Genomic DNA, 20,134 nt, shown 5'->3' with positions numbered 1-20,134 from the left:
TTTTTGTATGGTTCGAATCGGAAACATTGAATTACCGGATTTTCCCTTGTTGCTGGCGCCCATGGAGGATGTGAGCGATCCGCCCTTTCGTGCGGTGTGCAAGGACAATGGTGCCGACCTCATGTATACTGAGTTTATCAGTAGTGAGGGATTGATTCGTGATGCCATCAAGAGCCGTCAGAAGCTGGATATTTTTGAAGAAGAGCGCCCCGTAGGTATTCAAATCTTTGGCGGCGACGAGGAAGCCATGGCCATGAGTGCCCGTATTGTAGAAACTGTGAATCCGGATTTGCTCGACATCAATTTTGGCTGTCCGGTTAAAAAAGTCGTCACCAAAGGTGCAGGTGCTGCTGTGCTGAAGGATATTGATTTAATGGAACGCCTCACTGCTGCTTGTGTGCGATCTACCAACTTACCTGTTACCGTAAAAACTCGTTTGGGTTGGGATGATCAAAGCAAGAATATTGAAACAGTTGCAGAACGCTTGCAAGAGGTAGGCATCAAAGCATTATCTATTCATGGACGCACAAGAGCACAATTGTACAAAGGTCATGCAGACTGGACACTGATTGGTAAGATCAAAAACAATCCACGCATCCAGATACCCATCTTCGGTAATGGCGATATTGATTCACCGGAGAAAGCACTGGAATACAAAAACCGATATGGTGTAGATGGTATCATGATTGGCAGAGCAGCCATTGGTTACCCATGGATCTTTAACGAGATCAAATATTTTCTGAAAACAGGTGAACACTTACCACCGCCTACCATTGAACAACGTGTGGAAGTAATCCGTAAACACTTGAGTGGCTCTGTTCAGTGGAAGGGTGAGATACTAGGTATTTTGGAAATGCGCAGACATTATGCCAACTACTTGAAAGGCTTACCCAATATCAAAGAATATAGATTACAACTGTGTCAGCTGAAAACCTTGCCAGAGCTGAACGAAGTGTTGGACACAGTTATCAAAGCCTATACCGGCTATCAGTTTGAGCGTAGAAAGATTGATATGGATGCCATGGCTTATAGCTGTGGGGCTTGATGCGTTTTGTCGACATACACTTTCCCAAAGCGTTTCAACAAAAAGTAATTGCCAACAAAGAATAGCACCAATGGCAGGTATTGCACCAATACAAAAGCAATATAGCCTACCTGCACTGCATCGGTAGGTAGTGGCACGAAAATGCCTTTACCGATTTGTCCGCCAGAGAATAGAAAATTATTGGTGAAGTTCCAGGCAAAATGCATGGCGATGGGTGCATAGAGTGTAGCAGTTTTTAAGTACGCATAGCCATACACCAATCCGGCTGTAGCAGTCAGCAAAAAGATAACCAGCATAGGTATGAGCTGGCCAAGTATTTCATAAGAGAACCAATGATACACACCGAAAGCAGCAGCTGATAGCCACAAAGCTTTTTTTGCACCCAGCCATTGAATCAGTAGATAAAACAAAGCACCGCGGAATATTAATTCTTCAAACAAGACAGACTTGATGTTCCACCAGATACCATTCACTAAGAGCATCAGAGAAAAATCCGGATTCATGCCCCATCGCTCACCAAACCACCAGCGCAAAGCATAGCCAAGCAATGCTGCAAGCATCGTAAAAAGAAACAAACCCACACAAAGTTGAAAAACAGCACTGGTGATGCGATAGCCCAATACTTGCAGACTTGCTTTCGCAAGAAAATGCAGGATGATCCAGGAGAGTATCAGCTGTACGAGAATACCAAGCATATGGTAAACTACTAATTTATCAGCTGCAATAAAAATGATTATCGGATTTGCTCTAGCAGACTTTTATCTAATGGTGAAACAGTTTGTGCAAAAAAGCCAATGAGTTTTCCATCAGGAGCAATCAAATACTTACTGAAGTTCCAAACGGGGGCCTGACTGCACCAACCATTCTGCGCAGGATTGGTAAGCCACTGATAAATGGGTTGTTGGGATGCGCCCTTCACCACTGAAGCTTTTTCCGCTAAAGGGAAGCTGACTCCATAGTTTTTTTGACAGAATGCAGCGATATCCTTGTTGCTCCCTTTTTCTTGATCTTTAAAATCATTGGCGGGAAAGCCGATCACGACCAGCTTATCCTTGTACTGACGATACAATGTCTCCAATTCGCTATACTGACCTGTATAACCACAATCACTGGCCGTATTCACCAAGAGTAAATATTTGCCCTGATAATCGGCCAAGTTTAATGGTTGTCCATTGATCCCGGTTGTGCTCAATGCAAAAACTGATGATTTTGGTAATTGGTCATGCGTATTTAACTGAACAGCTGCTTTACTGCCGAATAACTTTCCCGGCAGCATGATTAAGCTGTAAAACGATTTCATCAATGATTGTCTCCAGGTCATATCCTTTTGTTTCACTATTGTGAGTAACACTATAATGACAACCAGCCCGATGAATAGTTTGGTACGCATTAGCGAATCACCATTTTAAAGAGTTTGAGTTTACCATTGAGTGGCGGATACTTGATGGCAGGATCGAACCAGGTTGGTGTTTTCATCACCGACTTCTTGTGACTAAACGTATCAAAACTGGCTTTGCCATGATACGCGCCAGTTCCACTGAAACCGCGACCGCCGAATGGCAGATGATGATTGGTGAGATGCCATGCCACGTTATTAACGCAACCGCCACCAAAAGACACTCGATCCATCCACCACTGTTCATTTTCCTTTGATGCTGTGAACACATAAAAAGCCAATGGATTCTTATTACGCGCAATGATCTGCAAAGCTTCTTCTTTTGTTTCAAAGCTGATGATAGGCAATACCGGACCAAAGATTTCTTCTTGCATCACTGGCGCATCCAATGATACTTCATCCATTAAGGTAGGTGCGATGTATAAGCTGTCGGTATGGGTTTGTCCGCCCACCAATACACGACCCTGTTGCAAGTATTGTTGAATACGTTGAAACTGTCTTGCATTGATGATCTTGCCATAATTACTACTCTGGCTAGGATCATCACCAAAGAAATCGTGAATCGTCTTTTTCAGCGCTTCGATCAGTGCTTGCTTTTTGGATGTATGCACCAGCACATAATCTGCTGTCACGCACATTTGCCCGGCATTGGAAAATTTCGCTACGGCAATTCTTCTGGCAGTAACAGCAATATCTGCATCAGCTTCCACCACCACCGGACTTTTACCACCCAACTCTAATGTAACTGGTACGAGTTTATCTGCGGCCAATTGATAAATGATTCTACCTACTGCGGTACTACCTGTGTAGAACACATGATCAAATGCAAAAGACTGCATCATTTCAGGCACTACTTTGGCACCATCGCCTTGTACATAGCAGATATAATTTTTATCGAAGACAGACTCTATGATTTGCTGCATCACTTTTTCTGTGGCAGGCGCATGTTCACTTGGTTTCAATACCACACAGTTGCCAGCGGCAATTGCACCAATTAGCGGATTAATCAATAATTGAAAAGGATAATTCCATGGGGCAATAATCAAGACAACACCCAAAGGCTCTGATACAATGCGACTGCTGGAAGGCAGGTTCAACAAGTTAGTGCGCACACGCTGCGGCTCCATCCATGCTTTCAACTCATTGATCGCGTGACGCAATTCCGTTAACACAATACCATTCTCTGTTACCCAACACTCTTCTTTTGATTTCTTTAAATCAGCGTAGAGTGCATCGTAAATAGCTTGCTCATGTGCTTCGATGGCTTGTTTCAGCTTTTGTAATTGTTGAAGACGGAAAGCATAGCTACGCGTTGCACCTGTATCAAAATAGTTTCTAAGGGCTTGTAATTGTTCCTGCATACAATCGTAATGAGTAATAAAAGTAATCAAAGCACCAGTGCTGGCGATTAATTCAACCGGGAAAGTGCGACTTTGTTTTGCGCATCCTACTTTTACAGCAAATTAACCCATGCATTTACCCGGATCGCACGAATATTTTATGCAACAGGCTTTGAAAGAGGCCCAAGAAGCGTTTGATGCCGATGAGGTACCGGTGGGTGCAGTGGTGGTGCTGGGCAACCGCATTATTGCACGAGGCCATAACCAGGTAGAACGCCTGAACGACCCCACCGCCCATGCTGAAATGATTGCCTTAACAAGCGCTTTTAATACCCTTGGAGCCAAATACATTCCCGAAGCCACTTTATATGTTACACTTGAACCCTGTCCCATGTGTGCCGGCGCCATTTACTGGGGTAAAATTGGGAGGATTGTTTATGGAGCGTCCGATGTAAAACAGGGTTATCGGGCTTTTTACAGCAAATCGCCCTTTCACCCTAAAGCCGAAATACTTGGCGGTATTCTGGAAGCCCCCTGCGCTGAGTTGATGAAGGCCTTTTTCCGCAACAAGCGCTAGAGCATTTTCGACATCAGAAAGAATCTGTAATCCGCCCTTCTGTCAAAACAGAATGGCGCTACATTTGTTATCCATTCAACAAACAAGCTAAAAACAATAGATTATGGCATTTACACTCGCACCATTACCCTATGCACACGATGCACTGGAACCGCATATTGATACAACAACCATGCAGATTCACCATGGTAAGCACCACCAGGCTTATGTAGACAACCTGAATAAAGCTATTGCTGGTACGCCAAACGAAGGCAAGAGCCTGGAGGAACTGGTTGCTGCTGCAGGTAGTATTTCTCCTGCTGTACGCAACAATGGCGGCGGTCACTGGAACCACACTTTCTTCTGGGAGAGTCTGGCACCCAATGCTGGTGGCACACCTACTGGCGCTTTGGCTGATGCGATTAACGCTGCTTTTGGCAGCTTCGATGCATTTAAAGAGAAGTTTGCAGCTGCCGGCATGACTCGTTTCGGTTCAGGTTGGGCTTGGCTGATTGTGAAAGATGGCAAACTGGAAGTAAGCTCTACGCCTAATCAGGATAACCCACTGATGGATGTAGCTGAAGTAAAAGGCACCCCTATTTTGGGCGCAGATGTTTGGGAACATGCTTATTACCTGAAGTACCAGAACCGCCGTGCCGATTATCTGGCTGCTTTCTGGAATGTGGTAAATTGGAATAAAGTGGCTGAACGTTTCGCCGCAGCTAAGTAATTACCGGAAAATAGTCCTAAGTTTGAGTCACGCTTAGGCGTGACTCTTTTTTTATCGAAACCCGGATCATGAGAAGAACCCTTTTTATTCTGGCACTTGCTTCCGCATTCAGCACCTGTACCAGTCACAATAAGCGCATCCTGATTTTATTTAAGGGCAACGCCGATATTGATGGCGACAAAAAAACTGTGGTATTGAAGGGAGGAAGCGGTTTAGGTGAAAAAGAGGTGTTTTACAGCACTGGCGATATCATCAATTTAACAGTAACACAAGAAGATAATGCAACAGCTACAGTAGCTGTGAAAGAAGATGGTTTGCATTTTCTGAATACTACTAAAGACACGATTCTCGGTAGCTATCAGTTGTATAGCGATCCAGGTAAAGCATCTAAGAACAGTATTTCTCAGGAAACCCTGCGCAAAAGCATTGATTCACTTGAATTATTGATTCAAAACAAAAATGTTAGTGCTGCCAACAGAAATTTCTTTTTGGCACCTGGGCAGGTTGCCAAACTATCTGATAACGTAGAAGCTTTTGTGGTTACACCCTATCATCAGATGACTTCTATGGAAGGAAAAGATGGTAAAGCACCGGAAGTTTATCGTTTCTGGAGTATCAAAGAAATCAGAGAAACCATTGATAAGCTCAAAGGCTTTACGCAAGCCGAAGCACCCAAAGAATAAAAAAATCCCCCCACAGAATTGTGGGGGGATTTTTATTTCACTAAAAATTGATCTGTCCGCGCAACTCACCACTTGGATTGGCTGAAGTGTGAATGTTCACATACCATTTTCCACCAAGCAGGTCTTCTTCTTTGAGTGTCATATTATCAACAACGACAGTACCTGAGAATGTGGCTGTTGCCGCTGCAGTAAATCCACTGATACCAGACAATACACCAGCATTCACACCAGCAAGTGCAGGACCATGAATGTGCATGGCTGCAGGTGCACCACTCAGGTTATTCCAACGCAAGGTATAACTCAGCACTTTGGTGCTCTTGTTATATGATACATCCATACTGCCTGTTGCAGTAGTAGTAACTGCAGGCACTTCCTGAGCGCCTGAAAGTGATAAATTGGTTTTTGTAACAATCATGTTATCGTTTGTTTCTTTCTTACATGCACTAAACAATAACAAGAAAGCTGACAATAAAGTAAAAAGTGATTTTTTCATACAACTGTTTAGTTCATTTACGAGAATCAAACAGCTTTGGTTTGCTTTAGTCACTAAAAGCAAAAAGGTTGCAGCTATCTACAACCTGATTTTTGCTATACGGATATTGGATAAAAACGGGAGGATATTGAATTCGTATAAAGAGATACGAACGACTATATCACCCGGATTTGCTTTAATTTGTTTTTAAGTTAGGGCACAGGGTCATAACCATGACCGCCCCAGGGATGACACTTACTAATACGCTTAATAGCAAGCCACAACCCTTTTAAAGGACCATGTTTCGTGATAGCTTCATGCGCATAAGCAGAACAGGTGGGTGTATAACGACACTTAGGCCCAATCATGGGAGAGATGACATACTGATAGAAACGTATCAGCAGCAGGAAAGGCCAACTAAGTATTTTTTTGAGCAGTTGCATGTTGCATCAGTTTTTGCATCACAGTAGCCATAACTTTTTTCAAGTTGGCATATTCCGGAAGTGTCTTATCTACATACAACAGAAACACATTCAGTGAAACCGCATTCGCTTCTATTGTTTCAAACAAAGGTGACTTTTCTGTTCGATATGCTTCGCGCAACAAACGCTTTACTCGGTTGCGGTCTGTGGCTTTTTTAAAATACCGGCTACTCACACCTACACCGGTTTTAACTGCAGCCGTTGCTTGATCACCATAGGTATAAAATACCTTAACAGGAAAAACCAGGAAGGATTTTCCACCATTAAACAAAGCATCCAAGTCCTTGCGGCTTTTCAGCTTTTCCTTTTTACCGTATGATTGGTTTGGTGTCATAAATGAAAAATCCCGCGCTGCATTGCTGCAGAACGGGATTAAATATACTTCAAAGCTTACTGCAGATCAGTAAGGATTATTTCAGTCCTCTCTCGTCAGAAATAGTCAATTTCTTACGGCCTTTCTTTCTGCGGCTAGCCAATACTTTACGACCATTGGCAGTCTGCATGCGCTTACGGAAACCATGTACGGTTTTACGACGACGCTTATGTGGTTGAAATGTACGTTTCATTGCTTTTTAGTTTTACTAACCTAAAATCAGATTTCAACTGAATGCAGTCACCATACTGCGATCCTGTGAAAGGACGGCAAAGGTAATGGTTGGCAGGGAAAAAAGACAAAGCTTCAGGCAATTTTTTTGACCACCTATTTGCAACGGACTGATAATCAGCTGTGAATTAGATCAACTTGCTCACTGGCTACCGCTCTCCCGTAGAAAATAGCCGCTTGCTGGTCAAAATTGACTGCATCATCGGTTGTACAAAAGCGCAATTGGCCATTTTTCGAGCATTTTGCGGCCATTGCCGGGTGTCTTTGCAGGTATTCGGCCAGACTTTTCGCAACAATTGCGCCTTGCGCTATTACCTGAACCTGCTTAGGCAGCAATTGTCTGATCTTTTCCATCAGCAAAGGATAATGGGTGCAAGCCAGCAGAATGGCATCAATATCTGCCGACTGCCCCAACAAATGATCCAAGTGCTTTCTGACGAAATAATCAGCACCGGGTTGGTTGTATTCACCATTTTCAATCAGGGGCACCCACATAGGGCAAGCTTCCTGATACACTTGCAGCTGAGGATAAAACTTGGCTATTTCAATGGGATAGCTATTACTCGTAACCGTTCCATTGGTACCCAAAATACCAATATGCCCTGTTTGAGAAAACTGCCCAATGATTTCGGTGGTAGGCCTGATTACACCCAAGACTCGCTTATCAGGTGCTATGCGAGGCAGGTCTTTCTGCTGAATGGTGCGCAAAGCTTTCGCTGAAGCTGTATTACATGCCAAGACTACTAATTCACAACCTTGCGCAAAAAACCATTGTACTGCTTCTAAAGTATAGTGATAGACTGTTTCAAAAGAACGCGGACCATAAGGCGCACGCGCATTATCACCCAGATAACAATAGTCGTATTCCGGTAATGCGGCTACAATCTCTTTCAAGACTGTGAGTCCGCCATAACCACTATCAAAAACACCAATGGGTGCTGTTTGCTGCATCACCAAAAATAAGAACCACGCTGCAATACAGCGTGGTTCCCAAATATATTATTCTATAATACTTAGCTTATCCTTTGCCTGCAGGCTTAGCAGCTGGTTTAGCTGGTTGGGCAGGAGCAGCCTGCGCCTTCAGTGCTTCTTCCAACTCTTTAGGTAAAGGCCACTTAAGTTTCTGTGCTACTTTCACTACGAGGTTATCGCTTAATGAAGGAGGTGCAAAGAATGCATCACTTTTGAATACATGGGTATATTTTTCATTGGTGATGATATCACGTAATGCGTCATATACTTTCTGCATGTTTGGTGCCAGCAATTCAGCCTGCTTGTTCTGCAACATTTGTTGCTGATACTGATTCCAGTTTACGAGTTTGTAACCAAGCTCATTGATTTCTTTCTTAGCCAATTCACGCGCTTTAGCTGGCATGGTAGCTGAATCCTTTTTGAAAGCGCTATCCTTACGCTGATATTGAGTAAGATCATAATCTCTTTCAACACCCAGTGAATCTTTCAGGTAAATCTGGAGTAAAGAATCAATTTTTTGAATACCAGGCATCAGCTGAAGAATGGTTTCCTCGTCGAACACACCAATTTTAATTTGCTGGGCCTGCAGGTTGTTAGCAAAGCTTGCGAGAAAGGCAAACGCTATCACCAAAAGAACTTTTTTCATTGCTTGGTTTTTATTTAACTGTTAAACGCTTTATCTGATCCCCAATTCACGCAGAACATCATCGCTTTTGTCCAGCTTGGGGTCGGCAAATATAACGGTAATTCCCTCACTTTTATCCAGAACAAAGTCGTAAGAACGTGCAATGGCAATCTTCTGAATGGCATTGTAGACTTTATCCTGAATGGGTTTAATCAATTTTTGTCTTTCCTTAAACAAATCGCCCTCATAGCCAAAACGCTTCTTCTGTAATTCGCGTACTTCCTTCTCTTTATTGAACAATTCGTCTTCTCTTTTCTTCTTCAGGTCTTCAGACAGCATGAACTGCTCGGCATCAAAATTCTTGTACATTTTGTCCAAAGCCACCTGCTTCTCATCAATTTCTTTCTGCCATTGCTCAGTAACCTGCTGAATCTTGGTTTCTGCAGTTTTATAGTCTGGAATCTTGCTCAAAATATAACGAGTATCTACTACCGCGTATCGCTGAGCGATTGCCGGTGCAAGAGCTACCAGCAGGAGAAACAGAAACAGGGTTATTTGCTTTTTCATATGCAAATCGTTTTTAGATAGGTTATTCAGGTTCAAAACCGAGCATGAAGGTAAAGCGTGCTGCATCCCTCAGGCGGTTATTTGGTGTAAACCTATCCAATCCTATGCCATAATCAAAACCAAGGAGACCAAACATGGGCAGGAAGAAGCGCATACCCACACCCACAGAGCGGCGTAACTGGAATGGATTGTACTCTTTGAAATTGTACCAACCGTTAGCGGCTTCAAAGAAAGTAAGACCGTAGATGGTACTGCTTGGGTTCAAACTCAGCGGATAACGCAATTCCATCGTGTACTTGTTGAAGATGGTAAAGTACTGACGGGCACTTTGCTGATCAGGGTTTACCCTTGGGTTAGAACTCTCATACACAGGATAACCTCTGTGTGCGATGATATCGAAACCAAGCAATGCAAACTGGTTGGTTAAACCCGCATCACCCACCTGGAATCTTTCAAATGGCGAGATGTTCAGGTTGTTGTTGTATCTGCCGATGAAACCATATTTCACCGCTGCACGGAATACAAACTGCTTATTTCTTTCCTCGCCATGTGGCTTACCCAAGGAGAAGAACCACTCCCCATTAAAGCGCCACTTATGGTATTCCACCCACTTATAAGGATTGATCTTGTTTACAACCGATGGGTTGAAAAGAGAGTATGGTGGGGTTAATTGTAAGCTCAGCAAAAAGTTAGAACCAGATCTTGGGAAAAGCGGCTGGTCAACTGAAGAACGTTGCAATGCCAGCTTCAGGTTCAGGTTATGTGCAAAACCATTATTAAAGCCGGGCAGGTTCACCGGATCAATGAAATAATTCTTCAGCTTATAACGGGTAAAGTTTAAACCTACAGACAGGTTGAAAAAGTCATCAGGCCAACGTAGCTGCTTTGCTAAACTCAAAGTAGCACCGGTAGTAGAGATATAATTGTTTTTACCTGCATCGCGGATATTGAATCGGCCGAGTGAATCGAACTGATTAGAGAACTTGGTATTGTACACAGAGAATGTCAAAGCATTTCTCCTTTTGCCACCCAACCAGGGTTCTGTGAATGAGAAGTTATATGAACGGAATGCACGGCCGTTACTCTGTACACGAATGCTCAGCTTCTGGCCATCGCCCATCGGCAAGGGATCCCAGGCAGTTTTCTTGAACAGGTTCTTAGCAGAAAAGTTATTGAATGAAACACCTAATGTACCTGTTAAACCAATAGCACCACCCCAACCAGCTGACAACTCCAACTGATCACTTGATTTTTCCTCTACGCTATAGTTAATATCAACAGTGCCTTCTTCAGGATTCGGTATCGGATTGATTCCAATTTTTTCCTGGTTGAAATAATTCAACTGGGCAATTTCACGCTGAGAACGTACCAGGTCTGTTCGACTAAATTTTTCACCAGGAATTGTACGCAGTTCGCGACGAATCACATATTCCTTGGTTCTGTCATTACCCGTAATACGTACATTCTTGATGGATGCTTGCGGACCTTCCATCAAGCGAATTTCATAATCGATGGTATCATTATACACAGCAGTCTCAACTGGCTCTGCGCGGAAGAACAGATAACCATCATCCTGATATAATCCACTGATATCACCACCTTCCGGTGAAGCGTTCTTACCAAGTTTCTTATTCAGGTTTTCCAGATTATAGATATCTCCTTTTCTGATACCAAGAATAGCCGTAAGGATAGAATCAGAATATTTGGTATTTCCTCTCCAGCTGATATTACCGAAATAATACTTTCTGCCTTCCTTCAACTTCAAATCAATATTCAGCTGACTAGTAGCATTGCTGTAAATAGTATCTCTTTCAATAATGGCATCACGATAACCTAATGCATTGTAATATTCCAGCAGTTTCTCTTTGTCTTCGTCGTATTTCTTTTCGTCAAACTTTGCGCTTGCTAATTTCAATCTCAGGTAAGGATCCATCACACGCTTTGTTTTGCTGAATGTGAGATACCCTTTCTCTCTGAGGTAATCATTAAACGTGTAGTGACGTGGCTCAACAATCACCGGCTTATCAGTAACAGGATAGAGAGTCATACGTGACTTCTCCTTTGTACCCTTCATCTGCTTTTTCAACTTGGTTTCATCTACAGTGATGCCGCCGAAATTGATATTATTGATTTTCACCTTGCCACCCTTACGAATCACGAAGTCGAGCATGATGGTATTCTCCAGTGAAGAATCTTTTTTCTCTTTGATATCTATCTGTACATCGCGGAAGCCTTTCTCAGCGTAAAACTTACGAATACCATCCACCGCTGTTCTGCGCATGTTCTCAGTAACCACTCTGTTGGGGAACAAACCTGTTTTGGCAGTCAGGTCTTCTTGCTCGCCTTTTCTTACACCAACGAAATTGAACTTTGATAAACGCGGACGCTCTGTTACTTCAATTTCAACATCAATGAGTTTGTTTTCCTTGATGCCGGTAATATAGATAGCCACATTACTGAAGTAATTCTGGCCCATCAATTTCAAAATAGCTTTAGAAAAATTATCGCCACCGGGAATCATTACTTCATCAGCCACATTCAGGTTACCGATAGAGATCAGCAATGCTTCATCAAAATATTTGTTGCCAGTAACCTTGATTGAATTGATCTTGTATTTGCGGGGTGTCTTTTGAGTAAAGATGTTGAGCAGGTCTACATCTACTTCAGTAACAGTGGTATCCTTTCCTGTTTCTTGTGCAATGACATTGGTGCTGCTGAATAATCCAATAAGGAGCAAAATGAACAAATAATGAGTCTTACGCATGCGAGTTCCAGTTTGAAGCTTGCTCAAAGGCTGCACAGCACTTTTTAAAGCAGTTGTCCGGTTGTTTAGGTGGGGCAAATTAACGGGATTATTCAAAAGTGTTTGTTAAATAGACAGTGATAATTGACGTTTCATTTTCAAGCAGTTGCATCAGTTGATTCCTGAATTTGCTGCCCGGTCTTTCCGAATCTGCGCTCACGCGATTGGTAATCCAGAATAGCTTCGCAAAGGTGTTCTTTGCGGAAGTCTGGCCAACGGGTATTGGTGAAATAGAGCTCGGCATAAGCCAATTGATACAAAAGGAAATTACTGATGCGATATTCTCCGCTGGTGCGGATCATCAATTCAGGATCAGGGAAGGCACTTGTGGTTAAATATGACTGAAGTGTCTGGCTATCAATAGTTTCAGGATCAATTTTTCCAGCTTTTACATCCAATCCTATATGCTTTACAGCATTCACCAACTCCCAACGGCTGCTGTAACTCAGTGCCATGATGAGGTTAAGGCCTGTGTTGACCGAAGTCATATCCAAAGCTTCCTGTAATTCATTCTTGGCAAAATCTGGCAGCATGCTCATATCGCCAATGACGTGCAGCTTGATATTATTCTTGTTCAGGGTAGCTACTTCCTTGCGGATTGTGTCAACCAACAAGGTCATTAAACCATCCACTTCGCGCTGCGGTCTGTCCCAATTTTCTGTGCTGAACGCATAGAGTGTCAAGTACTTAACGCCTAATTCAGCGCAGCCTTCCACGATATTTCTTACACTTTCAACCCCATGAAAATGACCGTACAAGCGCTCCTGGCCTTTTTCTTCTGCCCAACGACCATTCCCATCCATAATGATGGCAATATGCTCGGGTAATCTTGTTTTATCAATTTGGGCTATCAGGTTTTCCAGCATACATCTGGCATTTTCAGGGCGCGAAGGTACGAAAAGGTTTGTTGACGGCAGCGAAAGACCCTTATCTGTCGGGACAACGGTAGGAAGAAAGATTAAAGGACAGGCCGAATTGGAGTGTAACAAAGCTGTCAGCCTTTTTACTGTTTCCACGCTGGGCACCTGCTGTGAAGTAGTTCACACCATTACTGGTTTCGTAACTACGATCCTGCAGCAAACCGAAAGGTGTAAAAGTGACGCCATCTGCTTCCAAAGATGGATAGGCATTAGGGGCATATACCCCGCTTACATCATCCAGAAAATCTGTGTTGGTAAAGCGATAAGTTAATTCGGCAAAAACGTTCAGCTTGGGGTTCAGGCTGTACTTCACACCCACACCAAAAGGAATACTAATCGCAGTAGTGCCGTATTTCTGTAAGTTGGGGTAAAGCGGACTACCCTGGCCTTCTGTGCCAATATCCCGGAGAAAATATTTCTGATTATTGAAATACGTGTATGGATCGTAAGAAAAAATACTCACCCCCATGGTTACATAAGGTGTGAAAATGTATTCAGGAAACTCTGGGTTGAATCGAAAGAAGTTGAAATCACCTGCGATGCCAATTTCCCAAACATCTGTATTGAAACTTAAGTTTCTTCTGCGTTCTAAGGGGCTAGGGCTATAGACATCTGAATAACCGAGCTGGGCATAATTGGCAGACAATCTTACACCGAGATAATCACCGAACTGCTTTCTGAAGAATGCGCCAGCGGCTAATTTGGGTCTTTTGATTGAGGTAAACGTATTCAGGTCTCCAAAATAATGTGCGGCACCCACTGAAAAACCAAATTCTCCCTGGTGTACAAAGCTCTGCAACATCTGCGCACGCAGGTTGGATATTGCGAGTATAAAGATTCCTATCAACAGTCCTTTCTTCAATGCTGCACTTAAACGCGTGTAAATTAATCAAAACCAATAAAGACCATATATAGGTAAACGTTAATTTCTTTTGTCAAGGCCCCAGGTCAGTTTGGTGCGAAGGGTCGACAAAAAGCTATTTTCATTCAGCCTAAGCAAACTTGCGCAAAAAGTTTCACGCTTTACAGCAATTTGTATGCTTTTGGTAACAATTTCCCGTCGGGCATCCAAAGCACAGATGAATTGATCTGTTCTTCCTTCTATCTCAAAGGAGATTACTGTATTATCTGGCACCACAATAGAACGCACGTTCAAGTTGTGTGGCGCCACAGGCGTGATGACAAAGCTGGCCGAATCAGGAAAAAGAATCGGGCCATTGCAACTCATGTTATATCCTGTAGAGCCTGTTGGGGTGGATACAATCAACCCATCAGACCAGTAAGTATTCAGAAACTCCCCATTCAGATACGTATGTATCTTGATCATCGGAGAAGTATCCCTTTTATGAATTGCAAACTCGTTCAAACCAAAAGGCGCATCCTTGAATAAGGGCAGATTGGCATCAACATGAATGAGTGAACGCTTATCTACTACATAAGTATGATTCACCAGCGCATCAACTGCAAGGGTTAGTTCTTCCCGGCTGATACTTGCCAAAAAACCTAATCGTCCAAAGTTGATTCCGAGTATGGGAATACCTGCATCTCCAACCAGGGCAATTGCATCCAGCATGGTGCCATCACCACCTAGGCTAATAAGGCAATCCGTTTCGGGCTCTAACTCTTCTCTTTTTTTGAAGGGGGTTAATTCAGCACGCAAAGCTTCAGGTACAGCAAAAATGTGCAAGAGCGGATCGTAAATCTGCATGGCTACATCATGCCTGGCCAATTCTTCAATCAACAATTGTAAGGCATCTTCTTGTTCTATATCAAGCCCGCGGCTGTAAATCGCAACTTTCATAAACGTTTGCAGCAAGCTGCTGCGCTTCTGTAAATATACCTTTCTTCAGCCAGTCTGCCCAAAGCAGACTCAGCTGGAAAGTGGTTTTAGATATTCAAATAATTCAAGAGATGATCGTAATTACTCTTCAACTCATTGGCATATTGCTCATCGCCAAAATAATAACGAACCGCGTATTCATAACGCTGGAAAGTAGCAACGATATCGCTGATCTCTGCCTTATTTATACGGATGGTTACAATGAATAAACCAGAATCAGGTTCCTGATAGGTGTTCAATTGCGTGATATAGGCATCATTGGTTTCAACTAAGCGACTGATTTCACCAAATGAAAAATGACGCTTATCCATCTCCAGCACAATTACTCCGCCAGGATCTGCAGCGCCAGTGAATGTGCCTAACAACAAAAGCAGTTCTGTTGCAGGAATGCAACCTGCAATTTCGCCTTGCTCATTCACAACCGGCACCAGAGACAATTGATGTTCATTGGTAATTTTCAATGCAGAAAGAAAATACTCCTCCCCCTTCACTGCTGACCGCACCCATTGATCTTCCAAAACGGCAATAGGCGCAGCTTCGTCCACATCCAATAAATCTTCTTTACATACCATGCCCACATACTTCTCCTCACTCACTACCGGCAGGTGATGTATATCGTAATCATCCATTAACTGCAGTGCAAAGCCAACCTTGTCCTGCAATTGCAGATTTGGATAAGATGTTCTGATCAACTGGTTGTTGAGCATGTACGGATTTGTTTACGCGTGCAATATAGGTAAGACCACGCAACCGGGTATTACTGCTGCTTGAGGCGAGCAAGAAATCCTTCGAGAATTTTGTTAAACTCAACCGGCACTTCCATCATCGGCGCATGACCACAATGGTCAATGATATGCAACTCACTTGTCGTAATGAGTTTATTAAACTCCCTGCCAACAAATGGTGGCGTAACGATATCGTTATTTCCCCAAATTAAGCAGGTAGGCACTTTGATCTGATTCAACTCTTCACCAAGATTATTTCTGATAGCACTCTTCGCGAGTGAAATAATCTTAATCACTTTGAGACGATTATTCGTGATCTCGAAAACCTCATCTACCAGCTCTTTGGTAGCAACAGCCGGATCATAAAAAGTAATCTCTACTTTTTTCTTGATATACTCATAATCGCCGCGCTTAGGATAGCTATCACCCATGCCATTTTCAAACAAGCCTGAGCTGCCGGTTAGAATCAGGGATTTAATACGTTCAGGGTGTTTCAGCACATGCACCAAAGCCACATGCCCACCAAGTGAGTTACCCAGCAGGTGCACATTTTGATAATCCATTGTTTCAATGAATTTCTGTACGTGCTTTTCCAATCCACCTACTGTGGTATGAAAAATATCCAAGTCGAACAAAGGCAAAATAGGCACCACCACTTTATGTGTGTGTCTGAAATGTTCTACCAGTTCTTTGAAATTGCTAAGGGCACCAAACAAGCCATGGAGCAAGACCAGCGGCTCACCTTCACCTACTTCTACAAATTTGAATTTATCTACCTGTTTGATCTCGTAATTCATGTTCAGTTGTTTCGGCAATCGTCAGACAAACACAAATAAAGGAAAAACCTCCAAAAATCTGCAGAAATGCCTGTTACTTAATTACTAAGCAGTGTCCGCTAAGATAATTGATTTACTTGTATAAACCTATAGCAAGGCTGTGCTTGAAGCAGGTTGATCAGCAAAAAAATCAGTGAGTTGATGCAACATGTTTTTAATAAATGGAAGCGCATCTGCAATAAAGCTGATGATGGGTTTTGCAAATCCATGCATGAATTGATAAAACTGAGAATCGGCTTTTGCTTCTGCCGACAATAATTCCATTTTATCTGCATAAAAGAGCACCAATATTAGCAAACTACTGTAGAGCAATGCATACAATAAGATACCACCAACTCTATTTGCCCAGCCCAGCATTGCAAACTCCAGGCTCTTCTGCACCAGTGCAGCCAACATGCGTACACCAAAATACACACCAATGATAATGAGTAAGAAAGCCAGAAAGGGCAACCATTTTGCATCCAATTTAGTCTCTTCCCCCAGCCAGACTGCCACCACGGCTGAACACTTCAATGCCAGCAACATCCCAACAATCATACCCACAAAGCTGAACAAAGCCACCACTAGGCCTTTGGAATAACCCTTCCAAACAGCCATTGCTATACATATGAGAAACGCAATATCTATCATAAAACAAACAGACCTGCCCAAGAGCAGGTCTGATAAAAACGATTGGTCGCTGTAATTATTTCGCCAGTAATTCTTTTACCAGTGCAGAAACTACTTTACCATCTGCCTGACCGGCCAGTTGCTTGGTGGCCACACCCATTACTTTACCCATGTCTTGCGGACCAGCAGCACCAAGTTCCGCAATGATTTTCTCCAAAATCACTTTCAGCTCATCCGCACCCAATTGCTTAGGCAGGAATTGCTCGATGATGTCTAATTCTTCTTGTTCTTTCTGCGCGAGATCTGCACGGCCCTGTGTGGTAAACACTTCCAGTGAATCTTTACGCTGCTTAGCCATACGCTGTAACAATTTCAGCTCGCCTTCTTCACTCACTGCACCATTGGCACCGGGCTCTGTTTTGGCTTTGATGATTTCCGCTTTGATGGCACGTAAAGCACGCAACAAAGCTTCATTCTTGGTTTTCATGGCATCCTTCATGCCTTCCATCACTTTTGCTTCCAAACTCATGGTATCTTGATTTAAGCGTTTTCTTTTAATTGCTGTTCGCGGAATTTGTTATAAAACTCTTTCGCAAAATCCTTCATTTCCTTTACCAGTTCTTGGTTGTGCGTAGCACGTTCAAATGCATCTGCCATGCCCATCATGGTCTGGTAATAAAAATCTGCCATCTCATCCACCATCATGGTCTTGGTCCACAAATCAATACGCAGGGCAGATTTGTCAGCACCATCCCAAAAAGCCAGCATCATGGCTTTGGCCTGTTGCATCATATCCGCAGTGCTATCTGTAGCAGTCCAGTTGATCTGCTCAGGCACTTTATCCTCATCCAAGTGAACGTCTACTGTTATTGTTGATTTACGCATAGAGTAAAATTGAAGCGCAAATGTATAACAAAGCCATCAGCCCTTGGCTTTTTCCAAACCAGTCCAAAGCAGTTGAGCTGTACGCTCCCAACTGAACTGTTTTGAATGCTCCAGCCCTTTGGCTATCAATCTGCTACGCAGCTGCTCGTCTTTATAAAGTTGTTTCATCAATTGACCGATCGTATTCGGATCAGCAGGATCTGCGTACAATGCCGCATCCCCACCAGTTTCAGGCATGGCACTGGTATTGGAGGTAATAATGGGCACGCCGGATTGCATGGCTTCTACAATGGGCACACCAAAACCTTCCCAAAAAGAAGGATAGACTGCCGCGTATGCCGATGCCGTGATTTTGGCTAATTCCTCTTCATCCAAATAATCCAACAGCACCACATCTTCCCTGAATTTATACGTGCTCAGTTTTTCCAACACATCTTCATACTGCCAGGCTTTTCTGCCCACCACCAGCAATTGCATATTGCTACGCTGCCATTTCTTGAATACAGAAAATGCTTTCAGCAAATTCAAGAGATTTTTACGCGGATGAATACCTCCGGTGAATAAGAAATATTCGCAGTCGTTCGCATACTGCGCTTTCACCGCAGCTTTTACTTCGTAATCTAACGGCTGAAAAAATGGTTTGGCTGCACTATACACAATATTGATTTTTCCTGCAGCTTTTGGATAATGCTGGATGATGTCCTTGGCGGAAAAATCAGATACTGTTGCCAACTGCGTTGCTTTCTTGATAAATGCCCCGGTAAACAATTGATAAAACCAACGATGGTAGACCGGCACAAAATGCGGAAAATGTTTGAATGATAGATCATGCACCACCATCACCTGCGGAATGTTGGTTGTGATGCTGCAAAAACCATAAGGCTGTACCAATACATCAGGCTTGTATTTACGCAATGCCATTGGCAGCCGTAGGTTGTACCAATACAAAAAGCCCAGTGCGTGTCGCGCAGGCGGACCAACTTCTACCAGCGTTACATTCTCTGCAAAACGAAACGAAGAATCTGCTGGTCTGTCAAATACCAACACAAACTGGTGTTGCGGATATTGCGCCACCCACCTGCGCACAATCTCCTGCACAAAATAGCCATAGCCTTCCAGCTGACCTCTCTGCAGAAATATGGCGTTGATGGCGATGGTCATTTTACTTGCTGTAATCGTAAAATCCTTTTCCTGTTTTTCTGCCCAATTCACCGGCGGCTACTTTTGCGGCCTGTACAGGCGATGGTGTTAATCGCTCTGGTTTACCCAATGCTTCCCACACAATCTGACTCACACCGTAATTGATGTCCATACCAATTAGGTCCATGAGTTTAAAGGGCCCCATCTTGAAACCAGTCGCTTCCATCACATGATCAATCGTGGCAGGATCTGCGAGACCTTGCTCTACCAATTGCATGGCTTCGAGGTAGTAATGTCTGGCCACACGATTCACAATAAATCCCGGTGCATCTTTACATACAACCGGTACTTTCTGCATACGCTTAGCAATATCTACGAGCATAGCAATAACAGTTTCATCTGTTTGCGTGCCGCGGATCACTTCCACGAGTTTCATCAAAGGAGCAGGATTGAAGAAATGCATACCAGCAACGCGGGATGGATTCACCACTTTTTCAGCAATCGCACTTACTGAGATTGAAGAAGTATTGGTGGCAAAAATGGTTTCGCTGTGGTTGAGCTCAGCCAATTGGTTGAATAAAGCCACTTTGGCTCCAGTCTGTTCAATGATGGCTTCGATGATCAAATCGGCAATGCATAACTGCAAATCACCGGTAAATTGAATGCGTGCATACACATCAGCCGCAGGCGCTTGCAGTCGGCCCTTAGCCTCTAATTGATCCAGGCTGGCGCGGATATTACCTGCAGCTTTATCCAGAACTCCAGCATTGAGATCGAACAAAATGGTATAAAAACCCGCTTGTGCAGCTACCTGAGCAATACCGCTGCCCATAGTGCCAGCGCCGCAAACACAGATCGTTTCCACCGTATACATGGCTGAGATTTGAACGGCAAACTTACAGTT

At 43.3% G+C, this 20,134-nt stretch carries 25 protein-coding genes; 4 read left to right on the top strand and 21 right to left on the bottom strand.

Annotation, left to right across the window (positions count from 1 at the left end; all coding sequences use genetic code 11):
- Positions 1-7: 7 nt before the first annotated feature.
- Entirely contained in the window at positions 8-1,045 is a 1,038-nt protein-coding gene (gene dusB / locus J0L83_11910; protein ID MBN8665276.1) for a tRNA dihydrouridine synthase DusB, read from the top strand.
- On the opposite strand, the gene J0L83_11905 is transcribed toward dusB, so the two are convergent.
- From J0L83_11905 to J0L83_11895, 3 genes are all read right to left on the bottom strand, one after another.
- Entirely contained in the window at positions 1,027-1,740 is a 714-nt protein-coding gene (locus J0L83_11905) for a CPBP family intramembrane metalloprotease (protein MBN8665275.1), read from the bottom strand. The genes dusB and J0L83_11905 overlap by 19 nt on opposite strands.
- A gap of 38 nt (positions 1,741-1,778) precedes the next feature.
- Positions 1,779-2,321, bottom strand: coding sequence for a glutathione peroxidase (locus J0L83_11900; protein MBN8665274.1), 543 nt, complete (start codon positions 2,319-2,321; stop codon positions 1,779-1,781).
- 113 nt (positions 2,322-2,434) lie between these two features.
- A complete protein-coding gene (locus J0L83_11895) occupies positions 2,435-3,802 on the bottom strand; it encodes an aldehyde dehydrogenase (GenBank protein ID MBN8665273.1) in 1,368 nt (455 codons plus the stop codon).
- A gap of 109 nt (positions 3,803-3,911) precedes the next feature.
- On the opposite strand from J0L83_11895, the gene J0L83_11890 reads away from it, so the two are divergent.
- From J0L83_11890 to J0L83_11880, 3 genes are all read left to right on the top strand, one after another.
- Positions 3,912-4,358 carry a nucleoside deaminase gene (locus J0L83_11890; protein MBN8665272.1) on the top strand — a complete coding sequence of 149 codons (447 nt, stop codon included), beginning with the start codon at positions 3,912-3,914 and terminating at the stop codon, positions 4,356-4,358.
- Positions 4,359-4,461: 103 nt separating this feature from the next.
- Positions 4,462-5,067 carry a superoxide dismutase gene (locus J0L83_11885; GenBank protein ID MBN8665271.1) on the top strand — a complete coding sequence of 202 codons (606 nt, stop codon included), beginning with the start codon at positions 4,462-4,464 and terminating at the stop codon, positions 5,065-5,067.
- A gap of 68 nt (positions 5,068-5,135) precedes the next feature.
- Positions 5,136-5,750: a hypothetical protein gene (locus J0L83_11880; protein MBN8665270.1), complete on the top strand. Its 615-nt coding sequence runs from the start codon at positions 5,136-5,138 to the stop codon at positions 5,748-5,750.
- A gap of 40 nt (positions 5,751-5,790) precedes the next feature.
- On the opposite strand, the gene J0L83_11875 is transcribed toward J0L83_11880, so the two are convergent.
- The 18 genes from J0L83_11875 to J0L83_11790 all read right to left on the bottom strand — a co-directional run bounded on the left by J0L83_11875 (position 5,791) and on the right by J0L83_11790 (position 20,104).
- Entirely contained in the window at positions 5,791-6,243 is a 453-nt protein-coding gene (locus J0L83_11875) for a CHRD domain-containing protein (protein MBN8665269.1), read from the bottom strand.
- A 191-nt stretch (positions 6,244-6,434) separates the two neighbouring features.
- Positions 6,435-6,665, bottom strand: a complete 231-nt coding sequence (yidD, locus tag J0L83_11870; GenBank protein MBN8665268.1) for a membrane protein insertion efficiency factor YidD — start codon at positions 6,663-6,665, stop codon at positions 6,435-6,437.
- Complete coding sequence (rnpA, locus tag J0L83_11865) at positions 6,640-7,038, bottom strand: ribonuclease P protein component (protein ID MBN8665267.1); 399 nt, start codon at positions 7,036-7,038, stop codon at positions 6,640-6,642. The genes yidD and rnpA overlap by 26 nt, the downstream gene beginning before the upstream one ends.
- A 76-nt stretch (positions 7,039-7,114) precedes the next feature.
- Positions 7,115-7,270 carry a 50S ribosomal protein L34 gene (gene rpmH / locus J0L83_11860; GenBank protein ID MBN8665266.1) on the bottom strand — a complete coding sequence of 52 codons (156 nt, stop codon included), beginning with the start codon at positions 7,268-7,270 and terminating at the stop codon, positions 7,115-7,117.
- A 155-nt stretch (positions 7,271-7,425) separates the two neighbouring features.
- Positions 7,426-8,259: a glutamate racemase gene (murI, locus tag J0L83_11855; GenBank protein ID MBN8665265.1), complete on the bottom strand. Its 834-nt coding sequence runs from the start codon at positions 8,257-8,259 to the stop codon at positions 7,426-7,428.
- Positions 8,260-8,326: 67 nt separating this feature from the next.
- The gene (locus J0L83_11850; protein ID MBN8665264.1) at positions 8,327-8,926 is read right to left on the bottom strand and encodes an OmpH family outer membrane protein; all 600 of its coding nucleotides are present in this window, start codon (positions 8,924-8,926) and stop codon (positions 8,327-8,329) included.
- Between the two features lie 30 nt (positions 8,927-8,956).
- Positions 8,957-9,472 carry an OmpH family outer membrane protein gene (locus J0L83_11845; protein ID MBN8665263.1) on the bottom strand — a complete coding sequence of 172 codons (516 nt, stop codon included), beginning with the start codon at positions 9,470-9,472 and terminating at the stop codon, positions 8,957-8,959.
- Positions 9,473-9,494: 22 nt separating this feature from the next.
- On the bottom strand, positions 9,495-12,236 hold the full coding sequence (locus tag J0L83_11840; protein MBN8665262.1) for a BamA/TamA family outer membrane protein: 2,742 nt from the start codon (positions 12,234-12,236) through the stop codon (positions 9,495-9,497).
- 137 nt (positions 12,237-12,373) lie between these two features.
- The gene (locus J0L83_11835; GenBank protein MBN8665261.1) at positions 12,374-13,138 is read right to left on the bottom strand and encodes an isoprenyl transferase; all 765 of its coding nucleotides are present in this window, start codon (positions 13,136-13,138) and stop codon (positions 12,374-12,376) included.
- A 64-nt stretch (positions 13,139-13,202) separates the two neighbouring features.
- Entirely contained in the window at positions 13,203-13,997 is a 795-nt protein-coding gene (locus J0L83_11830; GenBank protein ID MBN8665260.1) for an outer membrane beta-barrel protein, read from the bottom strand.
- Between the two features lie 120 nt (positions 13,998-14,117).
- Positions 14,118-14,996 (bottom strand): NAD kinase, encoded by an 879-nt coding sequence (locus J0L83_11825; protein ID MBN8665259.1) that lies wholly within the window; start codon positions 14,994-14,996, stop codon positions 14,118-14,120.
- A gap of 86 nt (positions 14,997-15,082) precedes the next feature.
- Positions 15,083-15,742, bottom strand: coding sequence for a CBS domain-containing protein (locus J0L83_11820; GenBank protein ID MBN8665258.1), 660 nt, complete (start codon positions 15,740-15,742; stop codon positions 15,083-15,085).
- 50 nt (positions 15,743-15,792) lie between these two features.
- Entirely contained in the window at positions 15,793-16,557 is a 765-nt protein-coding gene (locus J0L83_11815) for an alpha/beta hydrolase (protein ID MBN8665257.1), read from the bottom strand.
- Positions 16,558-16,683: 126 nt separating this feature from the next.
- On the bottom strand, positions 16,684-17,193 hold the full coding sequence (locus J0L83_11810) for a CvpA family protein (protein ID MBN8665256.1): 510 nt from the start codon (positions 17,191-17,193) through the stop codon (positions 16,684-16,686).
- Positions 17,194-17,281: 88 nt separating this feature from the next.
- Entirely contained in the window at positions 17,282-17,734 is a 453-nt protein-coding gene (locus tag J0L83_11805) for a GatB/YqeY domain-containing protein (protein ID MBN8665255.1), read from the bottom strand.
- A gap of 11 nt (positions 17,735-17,745) precedes the next feature.
- Complete coding sequence (gene gldC, locus J0L83_11800) at positions 17,746-18,090, bottom strand: gliding motility protein GldC (protein ID MBN8665254.1); 345 nt, start codon at positions 18,088-18,090, stop codon at positions 17,746-17,748.
- A gap of 36 nt (positions 18,091-18,126) precedes the next feature.
- Complete coding sequence (locus J0L83_11795) at positions 18,127-19,302, bottom strand: glycosyltransferase family 4 protein (GenBank protein ID MBN8665253.1); 1,176 nt, start codon at positions 19,300-19,302, stop codon at positions 18,127-18,129.
- Positions 19,253-20,104 carry a 3-hydroxybutyryl-CoA dehydrogenase gene (locus tag J0L83_11790; protein ID MBN8665252.1) on the bottom strand — a complete coding sequence of 284 codons (852 nt, stop codon included), beginning with the start codon at positions 20,102-20,104 and terminating at the stop codon, positions 19,253-19,255. Before J0L83_11790 ends, J0L83_11795 begins: the two co-directional genes overlap by 50 nt.
- Positions 20,105-20,134 lie beyond the last annotated feature (30 nt).

The sequence above is a fragment of the Chitinophagales bacterium genome (assembly GCA_017303835.1).
In the GTDB taxonomy this organism is placed as follows: domain Bacteria; phylum Bacteroidota; class Bacteroidia; order Chitinophagales; family Chitinophagaceae; genus JAFLBI01.
This window is presented reverse-complemented; position numbering and strand designations above follow the sequence as displayed.